Annotated in this window: 19 protein-coding genes; 14 read left to right on the forward strand and 5 right to left on the reverse strand. The window is 72.3% G+C overall.

Annotation, left to right across the window (positions count from 1 at the left end):
* Positions 1-125 precede the first annotated feature (125 nt).
* Positions 126-791 carry a dihydrofolate reductase family protein gene (locus tag BTM25_RS08890; protein ID WP_103562206.1) on the reverse strand — a complete coding sequence of 222 codons (666 nt, stop codon included), beginning with the start codon at positions 789-791 and terminating at the stop codon, positions 126-128.
* Positions 792-874: 83 nt separating this feature from the next.
* Here BTM25_RS08890 and BTM25_RS08895 point away from each other — a divergent pair, with 83 nt between their 5' ends.
* Both BTM25_RS08895 and BTM25_RS08900 read left to right on the forward strand, forming a co-directional pair.
* Complete coding sequence (locus BTM25_RS08895) at positions 875-1,738, forward strand: universal stress protein (RefSeq protein ID WP_103562207.1); 864 nt, start codon at positions 875-877, stop codon at positions 1,736-1,738.
* Positions 1,739-1,911: 173 nt separating this feature from the next.
* A complete protein-coding gene (locus BTM25_RS08900) occupies positions 1,912-3,135 on the forward strand; it encodes a PucR family transcriptional regulator (RefSeq protein ID WP_235828304.1) in 1,224 nt (407 codons plus the stop codon).
* 84 nt (positions 3,136-3,219) lie between these two features.
* Here the strand turns inward: BTM25_RS08900 and BTM25_RS08905 are convergent, their stop codons facing one another.
* Positions 3,220-4,782 (reverse strand): hypothetical protein, encoded by a 1,563-nt coding sequence (locus BTM25_RS08905; protein WP_103562209.1) that lies wholly within the window; start codon positions 4,780-4,782, stop codon positions 3,220-3,222.
* Positions 4,783-5,619: 837 nt separating this feature from the next.
* On the opposite strand from BTM25_RS08905, the gene BTM25_RS08910 reads away from it, so the two are divergent.
* The 12 genes from BTM25_RS08910 to BTM25_RS08975 all read left to right on the forward strand — a co-directional run bounded on the left by BTM25_RS08910 (position 5,620) and on the right by BTM25_RS08975 (position 17,051).
* On the forward strand, positions 5,620-6,405 hold the full coding sequence (locus BTM25_RS08910; RefSeq protein ID WP_103562210.1) for an MlaE family ABC transporter permease: 786 nt from the start codon (positions 5,620-5,622) through the stop codon (positions 6,403-6,405).
* 3 nt (positions 6,406-6,408) lie between these two features.
* Complete coding sequence (locus BTM25_RS08915; protein ID WP_103562848.1) at positions 6,409-7,239, forward strand: ABC transporter permease; 831 nt, start codon at positions 6,409-6,411, stop codon at positions 7,237-7,239.
* Complete coding sequence (locus BTM25_RS08920; RefSeq protein WP_103562211.1) at positions 7,236-8,507, forward strand: MCE family protein; 1,272 nt, start codon at positions 7,236-7,238, stop codon at positions 8,505-8,507. Before BTM25_RS08915 ends, BTM25_RS08920 begins: the two co-directional genes overlap by 4 nt.
* Complete coding sequence (locus BTM25_RS08925) at positions 8,504-9,535, forward strand: MCE family protein (protein WP_103562212.1); 1,032 nt, start codon at positions 8,504-8,506, stop codon at positions 9,533-9,535. Before BTM25_RS08920 ends, BTM25_RS08925 begins: the two co-directional genes overlap by 4 nt.
* Entirely contained in the window at positions 9,535-10,620 is a 1,086-nt protein-coding gene (locus tag BTM25_RS08930) for an MCE family protein (protein ID WP_205648003.1), read from the forward strand. The genes BTM25_RS08925 and BTM25_RS08930 overlap by 1 nt, the downstream gene beginning before the upstream one ends.
* Positions 10,620-11,624 (forward strand): MCE family protein, encoded by a 1,005-nt coding sequence (locus BTM25_RS08935; RefSeq protein ID WP_235828305.1) that lies wholly within the window; start codon positions 10,620-10,622, stop codon positions 11,622-11,624. Before BTM25_RS08930 ends, BTM25_RS08935 begins: the two co-directional genes overlap by 1 nt.
* A complete protein-coding gene (locus tag BTM25_RS08940; protein WP_103562213.1) occupies positions 11,624-12,739 on the forward strand; it encodes an MCE family protein in 1,116 nt (371 codons plus the stop codon). The genes BTM25_RS08935 and BTM25_RS08940 overlap by 1 nt, the downstream gene beginning before the upstream one ends.
* Complete coding sequence (locus BTM25_RS08945) at positions 12,739-13,980, forward strand: MCE family protein (RefSeq protein ID WP_103562214.1); 1,242 nt, start codon at positions 12,739-12,741, stop codon at positions 13,978-13,980. The genes BTM25_RS08940 and BTM25_RS08945 overlap by 1 nt, the downstream gene beginning before the upstream one ends.
* A gap of 139 nt (positions 13,981-14,119) precedes the next feature.
* Complete coding sequence (locus BTM25_RS08950) at positions 14,120-14,695, forward strand: hypothetical protein (protein ID WP_103562215.1); 576 nt, start codon at positions 14,120-14,122, stop codon at positions 14,693-14,695.
* A complete protein-coding gene (locus BTM25_RS08960; RefSeq protein ID WP_205648004.1) occupies positions 14,692-15,201 on the forward strand; it encodes a hypothetical protein in 510 nt (169 codons plus the stop codon). The genes BTM25_RS08950 and BTM25_RS08960 overlap by 4 nt, the downstream gene beginning before the upstream one ends.
* A 10-nt stretch (positions 15,202-15,211) precedes the next feature.
* Positions 15,212-16,513, forward strand: coding sequence for a hypothetical protein (locus BTM25_RS30305; protein ID WP_235828306.1), 1,302 nt, complete (start codon positions 15,212-15,214; stop codon positions 16,511-16,513).
* 19 nt (positions 16,514-16,532) lie between these two features.
* Positions 16,533-17,051 carry a hypothetical protein gene (locus BTM25_RS08975; protein WP_103562217.1) on the forward strand — a complete coding sequence of 173 codons (519 nt, stop codon included), beginning with the start codon at positions 16,533-16,535 and terminating at the stop codon, positions 17,049-17,051.
* Positions 17,052-17,273: 222 nt separating this feature from the next.
* Here the strand turns inward: BTM25_RS08975 and BTM25_RS08980 are convergent, their stop codons facing one another.
* The 3 genes from BTM25_RS08980 to BTM25_RS08990 are packed head-to-tail and all read right to left on the reverse strand — an operon-like array spanning position 17,274 to position 22,973.
* Positions 17,274-18,896 carry an allophanate hydrolase gene (locus BTM25_RS08980; RefSeq protein ID WP_103562218.1) on the reverse strand — a complete coding sequence of 541 codons (1,623 nt, stop codon included), beginning with the start codon at positions 18,894-18,896 and terminating at the stop codon, positions 17,274-17,276.
* Positions 18,889-22,383, reverse strand: coding sequence for a 5-oxoprolinase/urea amidolyase family protein (locus BTM25_RS08985; protein ID WP_103562219.1), 3,495 nt, complete (start codon positions 22,381-22,383; stop codon positions 18,889-18,891). Before BTM25_RS08985 ends, BTM25_RS08980 begins: the two co-directional genes overlap by 8 nt.
* A complete protein-coding gene (locus BTM25_RS08990; protein ID WP_205648005.1) occupies positions 22,380-22,973 on the reverse strand; it encodes an urea amidolyase associated protein UAAP2 in 594 nt (197 codons plus the stop codon). The genes BTM25_RS08985 and BTM25_RS08990 overlap by 4 nt, the downstream gene beginning before the upstream one ends.
* Positions 22,974-23,011: the final 38 nt, after the last annotated feature.

Genomic DNA, 23,011 nt, shown 5'->3' on the forward strand with positions numbered 1-23,011 from the left:
CTCCTCCGCTTCGCGCGACCGGGAAGGGCCGTCCTTCCACGGACGCAAGAGCGTCCGTCGCGCCGACGTTGTTCCGTGTACCCGCGCGCGGTCGATCCCGAAGCCGTCCGCGGGCGATCGCCGGGTCACGTCTCGGCGGGCGACGACCGGAGGTAGCGCAGGAAGAGGTAGTCGCCGTCCTGGACGGCGTGGCGGAGCGTCATCCGCTGCATGTCGATGATGCGGCCGTTCATGATGCGCGGCGCGTCGCCCGCGACGAGGACGGGGCTCAGCGTCAGGCACAGCTCGTCCACGCGTCCGGCCGCGGCGATCTCGGCGAGCAGCGTCGGCCCGCCCTCGCAGAGCTGGCGGACGAGCCCGCGGTCGGCGAGGTCGGCGAGCAGCGCGGGGATGTCGGCGTGGTGCTCGCCGTGCATCAGCACCCGGGCGCGCGTGCGCGCTTTGCGCAACCTGTCGGCCGGCGCGGACGCGCAGGTATAGAGGAGCGGCGGGACGGGCGCGTCGGCGAACAGCGGGCCGTCGAAGTCCAGGTCGAGGCTCCGCGACACGATCGCCAGCTCGGCCGCCGAAGCCGGGTACTCCCCGTACTCGCGGATCGTGGTCGCCCCCATGACGACGACGTCGGCGAGCGTGCGGAAGCGGCGCATCAGCTCCCAGTCCGCCGCGTAGCCGAGCGCGCCCGTGTCGCCCTTGTAGCGGATCGCCCCGTCCAGCGACGAGATCATGTTGGCGCGCAGCCACGGGGTCGTGGCGGGATAGGAGTACTCCTCCAGCATCGCGTCCATGTCCATGCCTGCACTCTAGGCGGACGGTCCGGAAACGCCCGTGTCACGGTGCGCGCATCGCGCCGTGGCGCTCCGTAGCGTTCCGTGCCATGAACGAGATCCTCGTGGGCGTGGACGAATCGGAGCAGAGCACGGCGGCCGTGGCGTGGGCCGCGGCGGAGGCGGGACGGGCCGGCGCGCGGCTGCGGCTCGTCAACGTCGCCGGGCCGTGGCTGCTGGCGGACAGCGGCGATCCGCGCGTCCGGGAGGCCCGCTCCTGGCTGTTGCAGGGTGGCCGGGACGCGCTGGAACGCTGCGCGGCGCACGCGCGCTCCGTCGCGCACGACCTCGAGGTGCGCGTCGGGCAACTGCCGGGGCAGCCGGCGGGCGTGCTCGTCGAGGAGGGACGCGGCGCGCTGATGGTCGTCGTCGGCTCGCACGGCGCGGGACGGCTCACCGGCGTGTTCCTCGGCTCGGTGGCGTCCCAGATCGCCTCGCACACGGCCGTGCCGGCGGTGGTCGTCCGCGAACAGGGCTCGTTCTCCTACGGCGAAGTCCTCGTCGGCGTGGACGGCTCGCCGACCTCGGACCGCGCCATCGACGTCGCCTGCGCGATCGCGGCGCGGCGCGGCGCCCGGCTGCGCGCGCTGCTGGTGTTCGACGAGCCGCTGCCGGTCGGCGGCGGGGCGCTGATCCCGCCGGTGGACGAGCCCGACGCCGCCGACCGCGAACGGGCGCTCGCCGAGGCGCTGGCCGGACGGCAGGAGCACCATCCCGACCTGGAGATCGTCCAGGAGGTCGTGGCGGGCCGTCCCGCCCGCGTCCTCGCGGGGGCGAGCGCCCGCGCCGACCTTCTCGTCGTCGGCTCGCGGGGTCGCGGCGGGTTCACCGGCCTGCTGCTCGGCTCGGTCGGCCAGGCGATGCTGCACCGCGCACACTGCCCGGTCGCGGTCGTCCCGCCGGCGCGGCACTGACCGATCGGAGCGCCGTGCGACGCCGCTTTGTGAGTCGGGTGACAACGGCGGCCGATCACCGCGTGTGGATGCTGAGTGTCCCCTGACCGAACGGCGCTCTACGGTCGGGATTCCCGGGGATACGGAGGTGCGCGGTGACCGCGACGAAGACGGAGAGAGACGGGGGGTGGCCGGTGTCGATCTCCGCGGAGCCTTGGCGGGAACTGCCCGACGGGGCCGCCGTATGGCTGCGGAGCCACCTCGCGGCCGTCGAGCAGTACATGACCGACGGCGTGCTGCGCGAGGTGCCCGAATACGCGCGGCCCGGCGACCCGCAGTACCGGCAGGTCGTGGAGGCGGCCGTCGGGTTCGCGATGGAGCACTTCGTCCGGCTGATCGACGATCCGGAGACGTCCTGGGACGACGTCCACAAGGTCTACTTCGACGTCGGCTACGGCGAGGCCGTCGAGGGACGCAGCCTGGAGCACTTCCAGAACGCCATGCGCATCGCGTCCCGGCTCGCCTGGCGGTACCTGTCGACCGAGTACGAGCGCGAGAACCGTCCGCTGGAGTTCCTCAGCGCGATGGCGGAGGCGAACTTCGCCTACCTGGACGAGCTGTCGTCCGCCGCCGCCGACGGGTACGCGCGGGCGAGGGAGAAGGCGGCGGGGGAGCGGGAACAGCGCCGGGCGCGGCTGCTGTCGCTGCTGCTGTCGGACGCGCCCGTCCCGCCGAACGTGATCGCCGAGCAGGCGGCCGTGGCGGGCTGGCGCCTGCCGCGGCGCCTCGCGGTCGTCGTGCTGCAGCCGTGGCCGGGCAACGGCGGCGAGGGACCGGCAGGCCTGCCGCCGGAGATGCTCGTCGGGCTGGACCAGGGGCGGCCGTGCATCATCGTCCCCGACCCGGAGGGCCCCGGGCAGGTGGACCGGCTCGCCGGAACGCTCGCCGGATGGACCGCCGCCGCCGGGCCGACGGTCGCGCCCGAGGAGGCCCGGATGTCGCTGCACTGGGCGCGGCGCGCGCTGGACCTCGCGCCGGAGCCGCGCGACGCGGGCCGTTCCCGGCCCGGCCGGCTGATCCGCGCCGAGGAGCACCTTCCCGAGCTGCTGATCCAGGAGGGCGGGCCGCTCGTGGACGTCGTCGCCGCGCGGCGCCTCGCCCCGCTCCAGTTGCGCAACCGCTCGAAGAAGGGGCTGAGCCTCGCGGTCACGCTGCTGGAGTGCCTGAAGAACGGGTTCAACGCGACGGACGCGGCGGTGGCGCTGAACGTCCACCCGCAGACCGTCCGCTACCGGATGGCGCAGCTCACCGAGATGTTCGACTTCGACATCGAGGACCCCGAGATCCGGCTGGAGCTGATGCTGCTCCTGCGCGCGTGGATCCGGCAGGTCCGGGTCGGCCCGGAAACGACCGGCTGAGCAGAAGGGAAGACCCCTTCTCCCTCCCGAACGGCGCGCTGCGAGAGGAAGAAGGGGTCCGTCTGGGGACCCGCCGGGCGGGCTTCAGGACCGCCCGGGCTCGTCGGGCAGCAGGGAGAAGCGGCGCTTGCCGCGACGCTTGGCGGCCCGTCCCGTCGCGGGCGCGGACTTGGCGGTCTTGGCCGCCGACCGCCGCGCACTCCGGGACTTCAGGGACTTGGCCTTCGCGCGCTCGGGCTCGGGCGCCGCCGCGGGTGCGGGCTCCGGTTCGGACTCGGCCGCCGTTCCGGCTGCGGGTTCCGGCTCGGAGCCGGTCACCGGGCCGGACGGGGCTTCGGCTTCCGACGCCGCTTCGAGTTCCAGCGCCGTCTTGAGCTCCGGCGTGATCCCGGACTCCGGGATGGCTTCGGGCACGGGAGCCTGCGTGGACGCGGGCTCGGGCGCGGCTTCGGGCTTGGGCTCCTGCGTGAAAGCGGGCGCGAGTTCGGGCGCCGACGCGTTCTCGGGCGCGGGCGCCTTCTCGGCGGCGGGCAGCTTCTCAGCGCCCGACTCCTTCGCAGCGGCGGGCAGCTTCTCGGCGCCGGATTCCTTCGCGGCGGCGGAGGTCTTCTTGGCGCCGGACGCCTTCTTCGCCGCGGACGCCTTCTTGCGCCTGGGCGTCTTTCCGGGCGCGGGCGCCGGCTCCGACGCGGACGCGGCCTTGGACGAGTCCGGCAGCGTCGCCGTGGGACGGGGCAGCGCGAGCGGCACGTCGGCGGCGGTGGCCGCGGCCGCGAACCGCCGGACGGGCTCTCTGCCGCGCGACCGCCGGACCATCCGCACGCGCAGCATGAGGAGGATCTGGCCGGCGAGAAGCGCGGCCATCCAGCCGGCGGCGCCCGGCCCGATCCGCTGGGCCAGGGGAAGCGCCGACTCGGCCGAACGCAGCGCGGTCCTCGTGGAGGCGACGGCGACCTGGTCCGGTGTCGCGGTGGCGACCTGCGGAGCGGACACGGGCGGCAGCGCGACTTCCGGCGCGTCCACGCCCGGCTCCGGGGGCGCCGTCGGGGCGCCGGTGAACGGCAGCGAGGGAATCGCGCCGCCGCCCCCGTTGGGCGTGCCGTTGTTCCCCGGGTCGTGGGGAGTGTTGGTCGGAGGCTTGCTGTGCGTGGGCTTCGGCGTGGGCTTCGGCTTCGGCGGAGTCGTCGGCTTGTCGACGGTTCCGGGGACGACCTGGAACGACTTGGCGTCGCTCGCGGCGGTCACCAGCCGCGGCCCGGTGACGACGGCGTCCACGGTGATCGACCGGGCCGAGGCGCTCGACGGAACGGTGATCTGCGCGGTGACCGACTTGGGGGCCAGGTAAACGGTGCCGAGCGTGCCGCTCGCCGGGCTGACCTGGGCACCGCCGGCCGAGATGGTCCACCGCGTCATCGTGGAGGGAACGGGCTCCTCGGCCACCACCGTCATCGTCGCCGTGACGTGTGCGCCCGGCCGGACGCTGCTGTCGGAGAGTTGGAGCGTGACATGGACGTGCGCGATCAGATCCGACGGATCGTCGGTGGTGTCCGCCGCCGCGAAGGCCCCGGGGGCCATACCGCCGACGGCGAGGATCGCCGTGGCGCCGAGCGCCGCGATGAGCGGTCTCCGCGCCGACAGGAACGTCACGTCCCGCCCTCCCTCGTGTCGTGCGCCGGATCGGCGCCTAGCGAAGCCGATCACGCCGCAGGTGGACGCGGCAAGGGAGTGCGGCCGAGTTTGACGAGCTCCGCGTGTTTCGCCCGGCGGCCTTGTCCGGCGGCGAGCATTTTCGTTCGTTCTCGCGAACGACGGCGCCCGCCGGGATCAGAAGTACTCACCTTCTGACAAATTCGATACTGAGTGTTTCCGAGATGTCACCTCCCGGAAAACTATCGGGTTTCGTTAGGGCACGGGGCGCCTGGGCGATATGTCTTGTTGATCCTTCCGGAGCGTCGCTACGCTGGCGCACTCGAATCCCCGGCTGGAAGGTGTAGGAGCGGATGGCCCTGTTCAGTACAAGGCACTCCGCCGTCACCGGGCTTCCCGCCGCGGACGGACGGCGCGTCCGGACGCCTCGTCCGTCCATGATCGTCGGCCGCGTCCGGGGGGCCGGGTGCCCCCACGGGCCGTCCCGCGGCCGGGACGTCGGCAGGGACCGCGTCCGGGTGGCGGTACCGGGCGGGGGATTCGACAGGCCGGGCTCTCCGCTTCCGGCCGGACGCATTTCCGGTTGCGGAAATTACGTGAAGATGATTCAAGGACCGCGATGTGCTCGAACTGCCTCCGCGGACCGGCCGGGAGGCCCGGCGAAGATGGCCTTCTTGCTCCTTTCAGAAAACGAGGTTGTCATCCGATGCCAAGAAATTCGGCAGCCGACGACGGCCCCTTGTGTCCGTTTTCCGGCCGTCGCTAACGTGACCGGCCCGGCGGCCTGATCCGGCCACCGGCCCGACCGAGGAGAGTCCCCCGCATGGAGATCGAGTCATGACCGCGACACCGGTGTCGCTCGCCGCCGGCGGGCTGCGCCAGACGGGGCGCCTGTTCGCGCTCGCGGCCACGGTGTTCGGTCAGATGTGGCGCCGTCCGTTCCAGGTTCGCGAGTTCGTGGAACAGTTCTGGTTCATCGCGGGGGTGACCATCCTTCCGACCGCGCTGGTGTCGATCCCCTTCGGCGCGGTGATCGCGCTTCAGGTCGGGTCGCTCACCCAGCAGCTCGGCGCGCAGTCCTTCACCGGTGGTGCGAGCGTGCTGGCGGTGATCCAGCAGGCCAGCCCGATGATCGTCGCGCTGCTGGTCTCCGGGGTCGCGGGATCGGCGATCTGCGCCGACATCGGTTCCCGCAAGACCCGCGAGGAACTGGACGCGATGGAAGTGCTGGGCGTCTCCCCGATCCAGCGCCTGGTGGTCCCCCGCGTCCTCGCGTGCGTCGCGGTCGCGTTCCTGCTCAACGGGCTCGTCTCGGTCGTCGGCGTCGGCGGCGGCTACTTCTTCAACGTGATGATGCAGGGCGGTACGCCGGGCGCGTACCTGGCGAGCTTCTCCGCCCTCGCACAGCTCCCCGACCTCTATATCGGCGAGTTCAAGGCGATCCTGTTCGGCTTCATCGCCGGCACGGTCGCCGCCTACCGGGGCCTGAACCCGCGCGGCGGGCCGAAGGGCGTCGGAGACGTCGTGAACCAGGCGGTCGTCATCACGTTCGTCATGCTGTTCTCGATCAACCTCATCATCACCGGCATCTACCTCCAGATCGTCCCGCCGAAGGGTGGCTGAGTGATGGCATTGCTCGACTCTGTCCGGCCGAGCCGGTTGCTCGGAAGGCTGGACGCTCCCGGAGACCAGCTCCTCTTCTACATCCGCGCGCTCCTGTGGACGCCGCGCGCACTGCGCCGCTACACCAGAGAGATCCAGCGACTGCTGGCCGAGGTGTCGTTCGGCTCCGGCGGCCTCGGCGTCGTCGGCGGCACGATCGGCGTCATGGTCGCGCTGAGCATCGCGGTCGGCACGCTCGTCGGCATGCAGGGCTACTCGGCCCTCCAGCAGATCGGAACGGCGGCCTTCACCGGGTTCGCCTCCGCCTACTTCAACACCCGTGAGATCGCGCCGCTGGTGGCGGGGCTCGCCCTGTCGGCGACGATCGGCGCGGGCTTCACCGCGCAGCTCGGCGCGATGCGCATCAGCGACGAGGTGGACGCCCTGGAGGTCATGGGCATCCCGTCGCTGCCCTATCTCGTGACGACACGGATCATCGCGGGCGCCATCGCGATCATCCCGCTGTACGCGATCGGGCTGCTGTGCAGCTACTTCGCGTCCCGCGAGGTCACGGTGCTCATCAACGGGCAGTCGTCGGGAACCTACGACCACTACTTCAAGCTGTTCCTGTCGCCCACCGACGTGCTGCTGTCGTTCTTCAAGGTGCTGATCTTCGCCGTGCTGGTGATCTTGTCGCACTGCTACTTCGGCTACCGCGCGGCAGGCGGTCCCGCGGGAGTGGGACGCGCCGTCGGACGCGCGGTACGGACCTCGATCGTTCTGATCAGCGTCACGGACTTCTTCCTCAGCCTGGCGATCTGGGGCACGACCACGACCGTGAAGGTGGCCGGATGAGACACCGCAACAAGGCGAACGCCGGGGTCGTCGGACAGCGCAGCGCGGGCGTGGCGTTCCTGCTGGTCCCGGCGCTCCTGATCTGGCTGTCGATCGCCGTCTACAACAAGCAGTTCACGAACGTCACGTGGGTCACGGTGAAGACCCCGACCACCGGCAACGAGATGCACCCGCACGCCGACGTGAAGCTGCGCGGCGTCGTCGTCGGCGAGGTCCGCTCGATCAGCACCGACGGCTCCACCGCGACGCTGAAGCTCGCGATGCAGCCGGACAAGATGAAGATGATCCCGGGCGACGTCACCGCGCAGATGCTCCCGACGACGCTGTTCGGCCAGCGGTACGTGGCGCTGGTCCCGCCGGCGCAGCCGAGCCCGGCGCGGCTCACCGCCAACACCGTCATCGACCAGGACCGGTCGTCCAACGCGATCGAGCTGCAGAAGGTGCTGAACAACCTGATGCCGATGCTCACCGCCGTGCAGCCGGAGAAGCTGTCGGCGACGCTGACGGCCGTGTCGCAGGCGCTCGACGGACGCGGCACCGACCTCGGTAAGACCCTGGTCGAGCTGGACGCGTACCTGAAGAAGTTCAACCCGAGCCTCCCCGAGCTGAACAAGAGCATCACCGAGCTGGTCGGGTTCACGCAGACCTACAGCGAGGCGACACCGGACATCCTCGCCGCGCTCGACGATCTGACGAGCACGAGCCGGACGATCGTGAACCAGGAGAAGAGCCTGGCGGTGCTGTACTCCTCGCTGACCGCGGGGTCGCGGAACCTCACCGACTTCCTGCGGGAGAACTCCGGGAACCTCATCCGGGCGTCCACGCAGAGCCGCGCGAGCCTTGAGACGCTCGCCCGGTACGCGCCCGAACTGCCCTGCACGCTCGGGATGATGAACGACTTCATCCCGCTGATGGACAAGGTCCTCGGCAAGGGGACGAGCGAGCCGGGCCTGCACGTGAACGTCGTGTCGGTCCCGTCCAAGGGCGCGTACACGCCCGGTAAGGACCGGCCGCGGTTCGGCGGGCACGACGGGCCGCATTGCTACTCGGTGCCGTACGGCAACGCGCCGCGCGCGTCGGTCGCGTCGGCGGGCGCCGTGACGGCGGGCGCGCCGGGCGGCCTCGGCCTCCCGAACTCGCCGGAGGAGAACCGGCTCGTCAACGAACTGATGGCGCCGGGCCTGCAGGAGACGCCCGAGACTCTGCCCGATTGGAGCACCGTGCTCACAGGTCCGCTCTACCGGGGGACGGAGGTGAAGATCGGATGAGGAACCTCACCGGACCGCTGATCAAGTCGGCGCTGTTCATCTTCGTCACCGTCATGGCGACACTGGTCCTCGCGATGAGCATCGCCCAGACCACCAACGGCACGACGAGCAAGTACAAGGCGCGGTTCACCGACGCGTCGGGCCTGCGGAAGGGCGACAGCGTCCGCATCGCGGGCGTGCAGGTCGGACGGATCGAGTCCATCACGGTCAAGGACCAGCGGATCGCGCAGGTGACCTTCACCGTGGACAAGGACCGGACGCTGCCGGCGTCGTCCACCGCGACGATCAAGTACCTGAACCTCGTCGGCCAGCGGTTCGTCGAGCTGGACCGGGGCACGGGCGCGGGCGGAACGCTCGCGCCCGGCGCGACGATCCCCGTCGACCGCACCACCCCGGCGCTGAACCTGACGCAGCTCTTCAACGGGTTCCAGCCGCTGTTCGCTGCGATGTCCCCCAAGGACGTCAACCAGCTCGCCGCCTCGCTCGTGCAGGTCATGCAGGGCGAGGGCGGCACGGTCGAGAACCTGCTGTCCACCATCGGGTCGCTGACCGGCACGATCGCCAACAAGGACAAGGTGATCGGCGAGGTCGTGGACAACCTCACGACCGTCCTGGAGACCGTCAACAACCGCGGCGACAAGCTGACGAACCTCATCACGACGCTGCGCCAGCTCGTCTCGGGCCTCGCCGCCGACCGCAAGCCGATCGGCGACGCGATCGGCGCGCTGGACGACCTCGCCACGAGCACGGCGTCGCTGCTGACGAACGGGCGTCCCGCGCTCAAGAACGACATCGCCCAGATCGGACGGCTGTCGAAGAACCTCGACCGCGACAAGCCGCTCGTCGAGCAGTTCCTGAAGACGCTCCCCGAGAAGGAGGCCACGATCGGACGGCTCGGGTCGTACGGGTCGTGGATGAACTTCTACCTCTGCGAGGCCATCGTGACCGGCGTGAAGTACCAGAAGGTCCCGGGTGAGACGCACCCCGACCCGACCGGGATTCCCCGCACGGCGAAGAGGTGCGGCTGATGACGGCCCCGACGCACGCCTCGCCCCCGCCGCGCAGACGGCAGCCCGCGCGGATGGGCCGCCGCTGGCGCCTCAAGCCGGTGCGGGACCGCAACCCGATCGCCGTCGCGATCGTCGGCCTCCTGCTGATTCTCGTCGTCGCGCTGCTCGCCCTGAACGTGCGGAAGCTGCCGGTCATCGGCGGCGGCACGACCTACACGGCGTACTTCGCCGAGTCGGCGGGGCTGCGCCCCGGCAACGAGGTCCGGGTCGCCGGCGTCAAGGTCGGCCAGGTCACCGGGGTCGCGCTGGACCACGGCAAGGTGCGGGTCTCCTTCGCCGTGAAGAACACCTGGATCGGGAACACCAGCACCGCCGCGATCGCGATCAAGACGCTGCTGGGCGACAAGTACGTCGCCGTCGACCCGCTCGGCCCGGACAAGCAGAACCCGGACCAGACGATCCCGCTCGCGCGCACCACGTCGCCCTACGACGTGACGCGGGCGTTCGAGGATCTCGCGGCGACCACCGGGGAGCTGGACACCAAGCAACTGGCGGCCTCGCTCGACGCGCTGTCGGGGGCGTTCTCCAATACCTCGCCGAGCATCCGCAGGGCGCTGGACGGCGTGTCCGCGCTGTCCAAGACGATCTCCAGCCGGGACGCGCAGCTCGCGCGGCTCCTGGCGGGGACCAGCAAGGTCAGCGGCACGCTCGCCGACCAGAACGAGCAGTTCGCGGCGCTGCTGCGCGACGGGAACACGCTGCTCGCCGAGATCCAGCGGCGGCGGGACGCCATCCACGGCCTGCTCGTCGGCACCCAGAACCTGAGCACCCAGCTCATCGGTCTCGTCGACGACAACCAGGCGCAGCTCAAGCCGTCGCTGGACGCGCTCGGCACCGTCGTGGACCTGCTGCTCCGCAACCAGAAGAACCTCGACCGGGCGCTGAAGCTCTCCGGGCCCTACACCCGCATGATCGGCAACTCGATGGGCAACGGGCGCTGGATGGACGGCTACCTCTGCGGTCTCGTGCCGAAGAACTACCTGCCGGACGGCACGCCGCCCAAGACCGGCTGCGTGCCGCCGAAGTCCGGGAAGAAGGGCTGATGATGCTGAGCAGGCTGCGCGGCACCCTCATCGCCGCCGGGGTGGTCGTCGTCCTCGTGGCCGCCGCGGTCATCGTGTTCCGGCCCCCGGCGGGAACCGAGGTCACGGCGTACTTCACCCAGTCGGTCGGTATCTTCAAGGGCTCCGACGTCAAGATCCTCGGCGTGAAGAGCGGGCACGTCACGAGCGTCCGCGCCGAGGGCTCGAAGGTGCGGGTCAAGCTGGTCGTGGACCACGGCGTGGACGTCCCCTCCGACGCCAAGGCGGTGGCGGTCTCGCCGAGCCTGGTCGCCGACCGGTACGTCCAGCTCACCCCCGCCTACGTCAGCGGGCCGCGGCTCGTGTCCGGGGCGGTGATCCCCGACAGCCGGACCGCGACGCCGCTGGAACTGGACAAGGTCTACGACAGCATCAAGAAGCTGGCGAACGACCTCGGCCCGAACGGCCTGAACAAGGAGGGCGCGCTGTCGCGCTCCATCGAGGTCGGCGCGAAGAACATGAACGGCAACGGCCGGGCGATCGGCCAGACGATCGAGGACTTCGGCAAGGCCGCCAAGACCCTCAACGGGTCGCAGGACGACTTCTTCAAGACCATCCAGAACCTCGCCAAGTTCACCGGGATGATCAAGGACAACGACGGGGCCGTCCGGCAGGCGCAGAACCAGCTCGCGCAGGTCACCGAGTTCCTCGCGGCCGACCGGCAGACCCTCGGCCAGGCGCTGAGCACGCTGGCCGACGCGCTCGTCCGCGTGGAGAAGTTCATCAAGGACAACCGCGACATGCTCAAGAAGAACATCACGAAGCTCGCCAGCATCACCCAGACGCTCGTGGATCAGCGGGAGTCGCTGGCGGAGGCGCTCGACAACGAGGCCCTCGCCGCGGGGAACATGCTGAACGCCTACGACCCGTCCACCGGGACGCTGATGGGCCGGGCGAACCTCAACGAGCTGAGCATGCCGCTCCCGGCCGCCGGATCGGCCGCCACGACCGGAGGGAAGGGCTGATGGCCAGCGTGCGACGGAGGCGGCCGGGACGCCGGACGGCGGTGGCCGGGCTCGCCGGGGTCCTGGCGGCCGGCGCGCTGTCGGGCTGCAACCTCAACGTGCAGAGCATGCCGCTGCCCGGCGGCGCGGACGTCGGCAGCGACCCGTACACGGTGACGGCGACGTTCGCGAACGTCCTCAACCTCGTGCCGCAGTCGTCGGTGAAGGTCAACGACGTCGCGGTCGGGCGCGTGACGAAGGTGTCGCTGCCGTCCGACGGCTGGAACGCCCGCGTCACCATGCTGATCAACCGCAAGGTGAAGCTGCCCGCCAACGCGTACGCGCAGCTCCAGCAGTCCAGCCTGCTCGGTGAGAAGTACATCTCGCTGTCCCCGCCGACGACCGGCGCGACCGGTGCCCTCGGCGATCACGGCTCGATCCCGGTCGAGCGGACGAACCGCAACCCCGAGGTCGAGGAGGTGCTGGGCGCGCTGTCGATGCTGCTGAACGGCGGCGGGATCGCGCAGATCCGCACCATCACCAAGGAGCTGAACAACGCGCTGACCGGCAACGCGCCGCAGGTCCGGTCGCTGCTGGAGCGCCTGAACACCCTTTCGGGCAACCTGAACTCCAACCGGGCGAACATCACCGCCGCGCTGGACGGGCTCGCCCGGCTGTCGTCCACGATGGGTTCGCGGACGAAGGAGATCGGCACCGTCCTGGACGACCTCGCTCCCGGCCTGAAGGTGCTGGAGGAGCAGCGCGGCCAGCTCGTGGAGATGCTGGGATCGCTGGACAAGCTGTCGTCGGTCGCCGTCCGGACGCTCAACGCCAGCAAGGAGGACATCGTCGCGGACCTGAAGGCGCTCGACCCGGTCGTGCGCAAGCTCGCCGACTCCGGCCGTGATCTGCCGCGCGCCCTCCAGGTGCTGCTGACGTTCCCGTTCACCGACCAGGTGGCCAAGGCCGTCAAGGGCGACTACCTCAACGTCTACCTGCACGTCACCGCGCAGCCCGGCACGGAGCTCATTCCGCCGCTGACGCCGCCCAAGACGTCCGAGGGGGACGGCGGAACGGCCGCGAAACCCACCACGTCTCCGACGCTGCCGCTTCCGGCGACGGGGGAGGGAAATTAATGCTCACCCTCCAGACCAAGATCAAGAACATCGCGTTCGCCATCATCGGCCTGATCGCGATGGGCATCGTCGCGCTCAACTACGCCGACCTCGGCTGGCTCATCGGGCAGCAGCGCTACTACGTGGTCAAGGTGGAGCTGGCCCAGACCGGCGGTCTCACGACCCACGCCGAGGTCACCTACCGGGGCATGCCGATCGGCCGGGTCGGGACGCTGCACCTCACCGACGACGGGGTCCTCGCCGAACTGCGCATCGAGAAGGACGCGCCGAAGGTCCCGGCGCGGACCCAGGCCGTCGTCGCGAACAAGTCGGCCGTCGGTGAGCAGTACATCGACCTGCGGCCGACCGACGACAACGGTCCCTACCTCGCGGCGGGGGCGCGGATCCCGCGCTCGTCCACCCAGATCCCCGCGCCCGTCACCGACCTGCTGACCAGCATCAACAACCTCGCCTCATCGGTTCCGCAGGAGGCGACGCGCACGCTCGTGGACGAGCTGGGCCGCGCGTTCACCGGTCAGGGCCCGAACCTGGCGGCGTTGCTCGACACCAGCCACACGTTCGTCACGAAGGCCAACGAGAACGTCGAACCGACCACCGAGCTGTTCGACAACTCGGCGACGGTCCTCGCGACCCAGAACGAGCAGTCGCAGGCGATCAAGTCGTTCGGGCGGAACGCCAAGCTGCTCGCCGAGCAGCTCCGCAAGTCCGACCCGGACCTGCGGCGCCTCATCGCGGCGGGGCCGGGCGTCTCGACGGAGCTGTCGAAGCTGGTCGACGAGCTCGACCCGTCGTTCAGCGTCCTGCTCGCGAACATGACGACGACGTCGGACATCCTGAAGAACCGCGCGCCGGTCCTGGACGAGCTGCTGTCCAAGCTGCCCGCCGTCGTGGCCGCCGCGAACACGATGGTCAAGAACAATCAGCTACAGTTCGGTATGGTTCCGACGTTCTTCAACCCGCTGCCGTGCACCAGCGGCTATGGCGGCACCCAGTACCGCAACGGGGACGACACTTCGGCGGGCAAGCCGTTCAACACGTCCGCGTACTGCGCGTCGGCGCCGTCCACCGGAAAGAACGTGCGGGGCTCGGCGAACACGCCGGACTACGGCAAGCTGCCGCCGCCCGCGCGGGCCGGGTCGCTCGGCCTCGCCAGCGACGGTTCCGCACTGCCCGGTGCGCTCGGCGAGCCCGCCCTGCCGCCGGCGGGCGGGAGCCTGCTCGCCCCGCAGGCGGGTCGATGAGGAGCTGCGGACCGCGGCGCGCGGTCCGCGCGACGGCCCGGGCGCGCGTCCACCCCTCGGGGGGACGACCCCGAACACGCGCGCTCGGGAGGTCTGGCCGCGGCGGCGCCGCGTGCCGCGGAAGCCTTCGGGAGGGGCGATGAACGCTGACGTGGACGAACAACCGCCGTCCACCCGGCCCGAGGAGGGACGGGACGCCCCCCGCCCGCTGTTCGCGGGCTGGGGCCTGATCGGCTGGACGTTCATCGCCGTGGCGGCCGTGTTCCTCGGCTGGTCGGCGTGGTCCTACTTCGACGCCTCCCACGGCGATGGGCGCGCGGAGGGGCGGGACCGCGACCTGGCCTTGCAGGCCGGGCGGAAGCAGCTCGCGACGCTCAACACCCTGGACCGGACGCAGGTCGACGCGGGCCTGCGCGCGTGGGAGAACGCCGCGACGGGTTCGCTGCGCGACCAGCTCCACCGGGACGCGCCCGCCAACAAGCAGAAGATCGCCCAGACGGGGACGAGCGCGGTGGGATCGGTCCTCGCCGCGGCCGTCATCCGGCTCGACACCGGGGCCGGTGAGGCCGCGATGATCGCGTCGGTGCAGGTGAAGCTGACGCCCGCGCAGGGCGCCGTCACCTACCAGCGCAGGCGGTACGAGGTCGGGCTGTCCCGCACGCCGGCCGGCTGGAAGCTGAAGTCGCTCACCGCGATCCCGGCGGGCAACCGATGATCGGCCGGATCGTCGCGCTGTGGCGCCCGCTGCTCGTCGCCCTGGTCATCGCGGGCGCCGGGGTCGGATTCCTCGTGGCGGCCGGCGACTCGTCGGCGACGTCCCCGGCGGCGAACCGGGCCGTCCTGGACGCCGACGCCACCGCCAAGGTCGCCGGGGACGTGTCGGCCGCGATCGCCCGGATCTTCTCCTACACTCCGGACGGGCTCGCCGAGACCGAGCACGCGGCGGCGTCCGCGCTGGCGGGCCGCGCCGCCACGCAGTACAAGGAGATTCTCGCCCCGGTCAAGCAGCAGGCCCCGGCGCAGCGCCTCGCGCTGACGACCGAGGTCGTCCGGGCGGGCGTCGTGTCGCTCGAGGACGACCGCGCGGAACTGCTGGTCTTCCTGGACCAGAAGACGACACGGGCGGGGCGGGCGGTCGGCACGACGGCTGCCGCCCAGCTCACGGTGACGGCACGCCGGGACGACGGCAGGTGGCGCATCACCGACATCCGTTCGAGCTGAGGGGGACAGCGTGGCGAAGACGAGGGCGCAGCAGCCGCCCGAGACCGACCCGCCGGTGGACGACACGTCCGGCGACGGTCCCGGCACGGTAGCGGATGACGCCGCGCCGGCCCGGCGCGGCGCGGCGAAGGCGCCCTCGTCGGATGCCCGGGAGGCGGAACCGGCGGAGGACGCCGAGGCCGCCCCGGACGACGCGACCGGCCCTCGGGAAGGTTCCAAGCCGGTCGGCGCCACGGACGAGCGGCCCGTTGCGTCCGGCGCGGACGAGCCTGCTGCGGCGAAGGACGCGGTGGACGGTGAGACGTCCGCCGACCGGCCCGCGACCGCGAAGGACGACGCGCCCGCCGCCGCGAAATCTCTTTCCCCTGCGGGCAAGGCGGACGAGCCCGCCGCAGAGTCGTCGGACGCGTCCGACGACGCGGACGAGCCCGCCGACGCGGAAGTCGAGGACGGCCCGGACGGCGCGAAGCGTCGGCCCGCCGGGGATGCGGAGGAACTGGCCGCATCGAAGTCCGAGCGCACGGCGAAGTCCGAGCGCGCCGGACGCGCCGGAAAGGCCGCCGCTGCGGAGACCGGCGACGCGGAAGACGACGCGTCCGACACGGACGAAGACGGCGACGCCGAGGACGGCGACGAAGGCCGGCCCGCCAAAGACGCGGAGGAATCGGCCGCCGCGAAGTCCGAGCCCAAGGCGAAGACCGGGGGGGCCGCTAAGGCGGCCGCCGGGAAGAAGCCCGTGCGGACGCGGCAGGGCGCGCGGACGGCGGGCGGCGGACGCGCCGAGCAGGAGGGCGGGACGTGGTCGGATCCGCTGGCGCGGACCGCGCTCGTGCTCGTCGCCGTGGCGGTCGTGTTCGCCGCGTGGGCCGGGCAGTCCTGGTACTCGGCGGCCCACGATGACGGCCTGAAGTTCTCCAAGCTGCGCGAGCAGGTGCGGCAGGCGGGGGAGCAGGACGTCCAGAACCTCAGCACGCTCGACTACCGCGACGTCGCGAAGGGCCTGGCGAGCTGGCGGGATTCGTCCACCGGGGACCTGCACGACCAGCTCGTCCAGGGCGGGGCGGAGTTGGAGAAGAGCGTCCGGGAAGCGCAGTCGGCCACGACGGCGACGGTCCTGCAGAGCGGCGTGACCGAGCTGGACGACCGCGCGGGCCGCGCGTTCATGATCCTGGCGCTGCGGATCACGGCGACGCAGGGGAACGGGCAGCCGACGGTGAAGCAGACCCGGATGACGGCGCGGCTCGAACGGACGCCGTCCGGGTGGAAGGTCAGCGGCCTCGTCAAGGCCACCGAGGGAACCTCCGGGTCCTGAGCGAGGAGGGAGAGACGACATGACCGGACGTACGGGGCGGCTCCCGCTCCTTCTCGGGCTTCTCGCGGTGCTGCTGGCGGTGTTCGGGTTCTACGCGCTGCAGCGCGCCGGGGACCTGCGGAGCGGCGACGTCGTGAAGAACGCGGCGCTGACCGACAACGCCGGGACCAGCGAGGTGAAGGGCGAGGTCGGCACCCTCCTCGCGAAGGTGTTCTCCTACGGGTACACCGACCCGTCGAAGACCGACACGGCGGCGCGGTCCGGGCTGACCGGCAAGGCGACGGGCCAGTACGACGCGCTGTTCAAGTCGGTGCGCACGCAGGGGCCGGCGGAGAAGCTGGTCCTGACGACCACGGTGACCGACAGCGCGGTGACGTCGCTGCGGGACGACCGCGCGAGCCTCCTGGTCTTCGCCACGCAGCGCGACACGCGCGCGACCGACGGCAAGAGCTCGACGGTGCCGACGATGCTCGCGATCGACGCCGTCCGCCAGAAGGGCCACTGGAAGATCAGCGCGATCAACACGCTGACGAGCTGATCCGGCTCGTCCCGGAAGCACGCGACCGGCCCGCGTACACGGCGAACCACCGTGTACGCGGGCCGCTCCCTTGCGCGCCGCGTTCCCCGACCCGCGCGATGGCCGTCCGGACGTCGGGAACGATTCGCGGGTCCCTCGGCCGCCGTGGTCCGCCCCGATGCCGGACGTCGCCGTGTTGAAGCCGCAGTCGGCCTCGGCCTGGACGGGCGCGGTCGCCGTGGGTCAGCGGGCGGCGAGGTAGGGGCGCCAACCGCCGTGGCGGGTGATGTCGACGGCGTCCGGCAGGGCTTCGGGGGCGCAGAGGAAGCCGGTGACGGACGTCCCGTCGGCCAGTTCGAGTTCGCCCAGCGCCAGCGGACGGGGGATGCCGGTGATGAAGCTCGCGAAGCCTCCGGCCGGGACGTCCCACAGCTCCACCTCGATCGCCGCCCCACCGGACGGGACCCGGACGAGCCCGGGTTTCGGAGGCGTCGTGCCGAGCGCGAAGAGCCTGTAGGCGGACGCGGTCGTCGTGGTCGCGACGAGACGGGCCCGGCGCAGCGTCAGCTCGTGGTTCAGCGGCTGCCCGGACAGGTGCGCGCCCGCGACCGCCACCCGCACGACCGGCTCCGGGACGAGCAGATCCGCGATGGCCGCGATCCGGTCGTCGGTGTGCGCGGGACCGAGCAGCATGACGCCGAACGGGAGGCCGTTCACCGTGCCGAACGGCAGCGCCGCACCGCACAGGCCGAGCAGGTTGGTGCTGTTGGTGAAGCGGCCGAGCCGGGCGTTGGCGCCGAGCGGGTCGGCGGCGACGTCGGCGAGCGTCGGATGTCCCGGCGTCGTCGGCAGGAGCAGCGCGTCGGCGTCCCCGAGGGCGAGGAGCGCCCGGTCGCGGAGCACCGCCAGCCGCTCGCGGTCGGCGAACAGCCGGTGCGCGGGCACGGCGCCCGCCGCGCCGATGATGGACGCGACGACCGGATCGAGGTCCGGCGTCCCCTTGTCCACGAACGCGCCGACCGCCGCGTACCGCTCGGCGACGAACGCCCCGTCGTACAGCAGCTCCGCCGCCTCAAGGAACGGCGCCGGATCGACGGGCAGCAGTTCGACCCCGGCGTCGGCCAGCGCGCGGGACGCGGCGGCGAACCGTTCGGCCCAGCCGTCGTCCATGGCCCCGAGCGAGGACGCCGAAGGCGCCGCGACACGCCACGGGCCGGGCCGGCGCGCCGCGAGGGACCCCGAGGGCGCCCCGAGGAACGCCAGCGCGCGGCGGGCTTCGGCCAGGGAGCGGGCGAACACGGTGACGCAGTCCAGCGAGCGGCACGCCGGGACGACCCCGTCCGCCGGGACGAGCCCGTAGGTCGGCTTCAGCCCGACGACCCCGTTGAACGCGGCCGGGACCCGCCCCGACCCGGCCGTGTCGGTGCCGAGCGCGAAGTCCGCGACGCCGAGCGCCACGGCGACCGCCGACCCCGAGCTGGAGCCGCCCGCCGCGTAGGCGGGGTCCACGGCGTTGCGCACCGCGCCGTACGGGCTGCGCGTCCCGACGAGCCCCGTCGCGAACTGGTCGAGGTTCGTCGTGCCGAGCACGAGCGACCCGGCCGCCCGCAGCCGGGCGACGGCGGTCGCGTCCCGGTCCGGTAGGTGGGCGTAGGACGGGCAGCCCGCCGTGGTGGGCAGCCCGGCGACGTCGATGTTGCCCTTGACGGCGAAGACCGTCCCGGCGAGCGGCAGCGCGTCGTCCAGCGCGGCGGCCTCGGCGAGCACGTCGGCGGCGGGCCGCAGGTCGATCCAGACCTCCGGCCGGTCCGTCCCGGCGATCCGCGCGTACGCGCGCCGCACGCGTTCCACGGCCCGTTCACTCATCGCCGTCCCCCTTCAGCACGACGAGCACCGCGCCCGCCTCCACCTGGTCGCCGGGCCGGACGAGCACGCGGTCGACCACCCCGGCGGCGGGCGACGCGACGGGAGCCTCCATCTTCATGGCCTCCAGGACGACCAGATCCTGCCCGGCGTCCACCCGGTCGCCGGGCTCGACGGCGACCTGCCACACGCTCGCGGCGAACTCCGCCGCCACGGCCCGCGCGCCCGGCGGCAGCTCCACGGCGGCCGGCGGACGCTCCTCGACCGCGTCCGCGCGGGCGAACTCCCCGGCGGCCTCCCACGCGGCGCGCTCGGCGGCGAACGCCGCGCCCTGCCGCGCCCGGAACGCGGCGATGGAGTCGGCGTGCTCGGCGAGGAACCGGCGGTGGTCGGCGAGGGAGAACACCCCGTCCTCGACGCGCGGCTCCAGCCGTCCGGCGGCGGTGTCGGCGCGCAGTTCCAGCAGCTCGTCGGCGCTGACGGGATACCAGCGGATCCGGTCGAAGAACCGCAGCCGCCACGGCTGCTCCGCGCGCCATCCCGACCAGACCTGCGTCGTGCGCCCGACGAGCTGGTAACCGCCCGGCCCTTCCATCCCGTAGACACAGAGGTACGCGCCGCCGATGCCGACGGAGTTCTCGGCCGTCCACGTGCGGGCCGGGTTGTACTTGGTGGTGACGAGCCGGTGCCGGGGATCGAGCGGCGTCGCGACGGGCGCGCCGAGATAGACGTCGCCGAGGCCGAGCACGAGGTACTCGGCGTCGAACACGGCCTGGTGGACGTCCGCGACGGCGTCCAGGCCGTTGATCCGCCGGATGAACTCGATGTTCCACGGGCACCAGGGCGCGTCGTCGCGGACTCCGGCCGTGTAGCGGGCGATGGCCTCGCGCGTCGCCGGGTCGTCCCAGGAGAGCGGGAGGTGGACGATCCGCGACGGCACCATCAGGTCCTCGGTGGCGGGAAGGTTCTCCTCGACGTCCCGCAGCGTCGCGAGCAGCCGGCTCTGCGGCAGTTCGGCCGGGTCGACGTGGATCTGGAGGGACCGGATGCCGGGCGTCAGGTCCACGACGCCGGGCAGGCCGAGCGCCGTGACCGCCTCGGCGAGCGCGTGGACGCGCATCCGCAGGCCCAGGTCGAGTTCCATCGGGCCGTACTCGATCAGCACGTTGTCGTCGCCGCTGCGCCGGTAGGTGACCTCGGGACGCGCGGCGGTCGCGGGAAGACGGCCGAGGACGCCGCCGTCCCCGGGCGCGCCGGCCTCGGGCGGGACGGGCACGAACCGCACCGTGTCGCCCGGCCTGAGCTGGCCGAGCTTCCACCGCTCGCCCGACACGACCGTGGCCGGGCAGACGAAACCGCCGAGCGACGGCCCGTCCGGCCCGAGCACGACGGGCATGTCGCCGGTGAAGTCGACCGCGCCGACCGCGTAGGGCGTGTCGTGGATGTTCGAGGGGTGCAGGCCCGCCTCGCCGCCGTCCGGCCTGGCCCAGCGCGGCTTGGGGCCGACCAGGCGGACGCCGGTGCGCGCCGAGTTGAAGTGGACCTTCCAGCGGGCGGCGTAGAACTCGCGGACGTCGTCGTCGGTGAAGAACTCGGGCGCCGCGTGCGGGCCCTCCACGACGCCGATCTCCCAGGCGTCGCCGATGCGCGGCGGCGTCTCGGCGACGTCGGCGCGTTCGGCGGTGGTGCCGCCGTGCAGGACGTCGCCGGGACGCAGCGCGCGTCCGCCGTGGCCGCCGAAACCGCCGAGCATGAAGGTGGACGCGCTGCCGAGGTAGTCCGGGACGTCCAGGCTGCCCGCGACGAGGACATAGGTGCGCATCCCCGCCGTGGGGGCGCCGACGTCGAGCACGCCTCCGGCCGGGACGGTCACGGGCTCGTTCTGCGGGACGAAGCGCCCGTCCACGGTGACGGGAGCGGGCGCGCCGGTCACGCAGACGGTCGTGGCGTGGGAGAACCGCAGCTCGGGGCCTTGCAGCGTGCACTCCAGGCCCGGGGCGCCGGGGGCGTTGCCGAGGAGGAGGTTGCCGAGCCGGAACGACCGGTCGTCCATCGGGCCGGACGGCGGCACGCCCACCTGCCAGTACCCGAGCCGTCCGGGCAGGTCCTGCACGCTCGTCAGCACGCCGGGCCGGACGACCTCGACGCGCCGCGAGCCGTCCCGGACCGTGTCGAGCGTCGCCGTGCCGTGCCGCGCCGCCACGAAGTCGGTCTGGCGCGCGGCGGCGCGCAGGAGGCCGAGGTTGGTCTCGATCCCGGCGACGCGGGCGGCGTCGAGGGCGCGTCCGAGCCGGTCCAGCGCGTCCGCGCGGTCCGCGCCGTGGACGACGACCTTGGCGAGCAGCGGGTCGTAGGCGGTGGTGACGACCGTCCCGGCCTCGACCCAGCCGTCCACGCGCGCGTCCGCCGGGAACGCGACCTCGGTGAGCAGGCCCGCGCTCGGCAGATGGCCGCGGCTCGGGTTCTCGGCGTAGACGCGGGCCTCCACGGCGTGGCCGCGCGGCGCGGGCGCGCCCGCCCGGACGAGCGACCGGTCGCCCTCGGCCAGCTTGAGCATCCATTCGACCAGGTCCACGCCGTAGACGGCCTCGGTGACCGGATGCTCGACCTGGAGCCTCGTGTTGACCTCCAGGAAGGACGCCTCTTCGCGCACGGGGTCGTAGACGAACTCGACCGTCCCCGCCGACCGGTACCGGACGGATGCGCACAGTGCCGCCGCGCTACTGGCCAGGACGTCGCGCACCGCGTCGGGGAGGTTCGGCGCGGGAGCCTCCTCGATGACCTTCTGGTTGCGGCGCTGGAGGGAGCAGTCGCGGTCGCCGAAGACGACGACGTTCCCTTCGCCGTCGCCGAACACCTGCACCTCGACGTGGCGGGCGCCCTGGACCAGGCGTTCCAGGAAGACTCCGGCGGTGCCGAAGTTCGCCGTGGCGACGCGGCGGACGCCGTCCCACGCGCGGGCCAGGTCGTCCGGGCCGTGGCAGGCGCGCATCCCGATCCCGCCGCCGCCTCCGGTCGCCTTGAGCATCACGGGGTAGCCGATTCGCGCGGCCTCGCGGTGCGCCTCGGCCAGATCGGTGAGCAGGCCCGTCCCGGGGAGCAGCGGGACCCCGGCGTCGCGGGCGGCGGCGCGGGCGGTGTGCTTGGCGCCGAACAGGTCGATCTGCTCGGGGGTCGGGCCGACGAAGACCAGGCCGGCGTCCTCGACGCGGCGGGCGAAGGCCGAGTCCTCCGACAGGAAGCCGTAACCGGGGTGGATGGCGTCGGCCCCCGTGGCTTGGGCGGCCTGGAGGATCTTCTCGGCGTCCAGGTAGCTCTCGGCGGCCGGGGCGGGGCCGAGCCGGACGGCGCGGTCGGCCAGGCGGACGTGGGGCGCGCCCCGGTCCGGGTCGGAGTGGACGGCGACCGTCCGCAGGCCGAGCCGCTCGGCCGTGCGGATGATCCGGGCGGCGATCTCGCCCCGGTTCGCGACGAGCAGCGTCTCGATCAACGGACCGTCATCCTCACGGGAGTCGGGTCGAAGCCGTTGCACGGGTTGTTGATCTGCGGGCAGTTCGAGACGAGCACGAGAACGTCGGTCTCGGCGCGGAGCGTGACGCTCAGGCCCGGGGCGGAGCGGCCGTCGACGATGCCGAGCGTCCCGTCCGCCTCGACCGGCACGTTCATGAACCAGTTGATGTTGCTGACGAGATCGCGCTTGCCGAGGCCGTGCCGCGCGCCCTCCGCCAGGAAGTTGTCCACGCACGCGTGCTGCGACCAGGTGTGATGGCCGTACCGGAGCGTGTTGGACTCCTTGGAGCAGGCGCCGCCGAGCGTGTCGTGCCGTCCGCAGTCATCGGCGACGACGGTCATCAGCGGCGTGTGCTCGTTCGACATCAGCACACTTCCGGTCGACAGATAGATACCGCCCTGCGCCTGGATCGTGTCGGGCGCGCTGTACCGGACGGCCGTGTCGTGCGCGTCGTACACGAGACAGTCCACGGCCTGGTTGCCGCCGAGATCGGTGATCGTCAGCGACCGTCCGGCCGGGATCACCGCCGACCACGGTGCCCGTGCGGGCACGACCACATCGCTCAGCACGTCCGCTCCTTCCGAGTTCTGCTCGACGTCACGTTCGT

Origin of the sequence: Actinomadura rubteroloni, from assembly GCF_002911665.1 — a bacterium.
Taxonomy (GTDB): Bacteria; Actinomycetota; Actinomycetes; order Streptosporangiales; family Streptosporangiaceae; genus Spirillospora; species Spirillospora rubteroloni.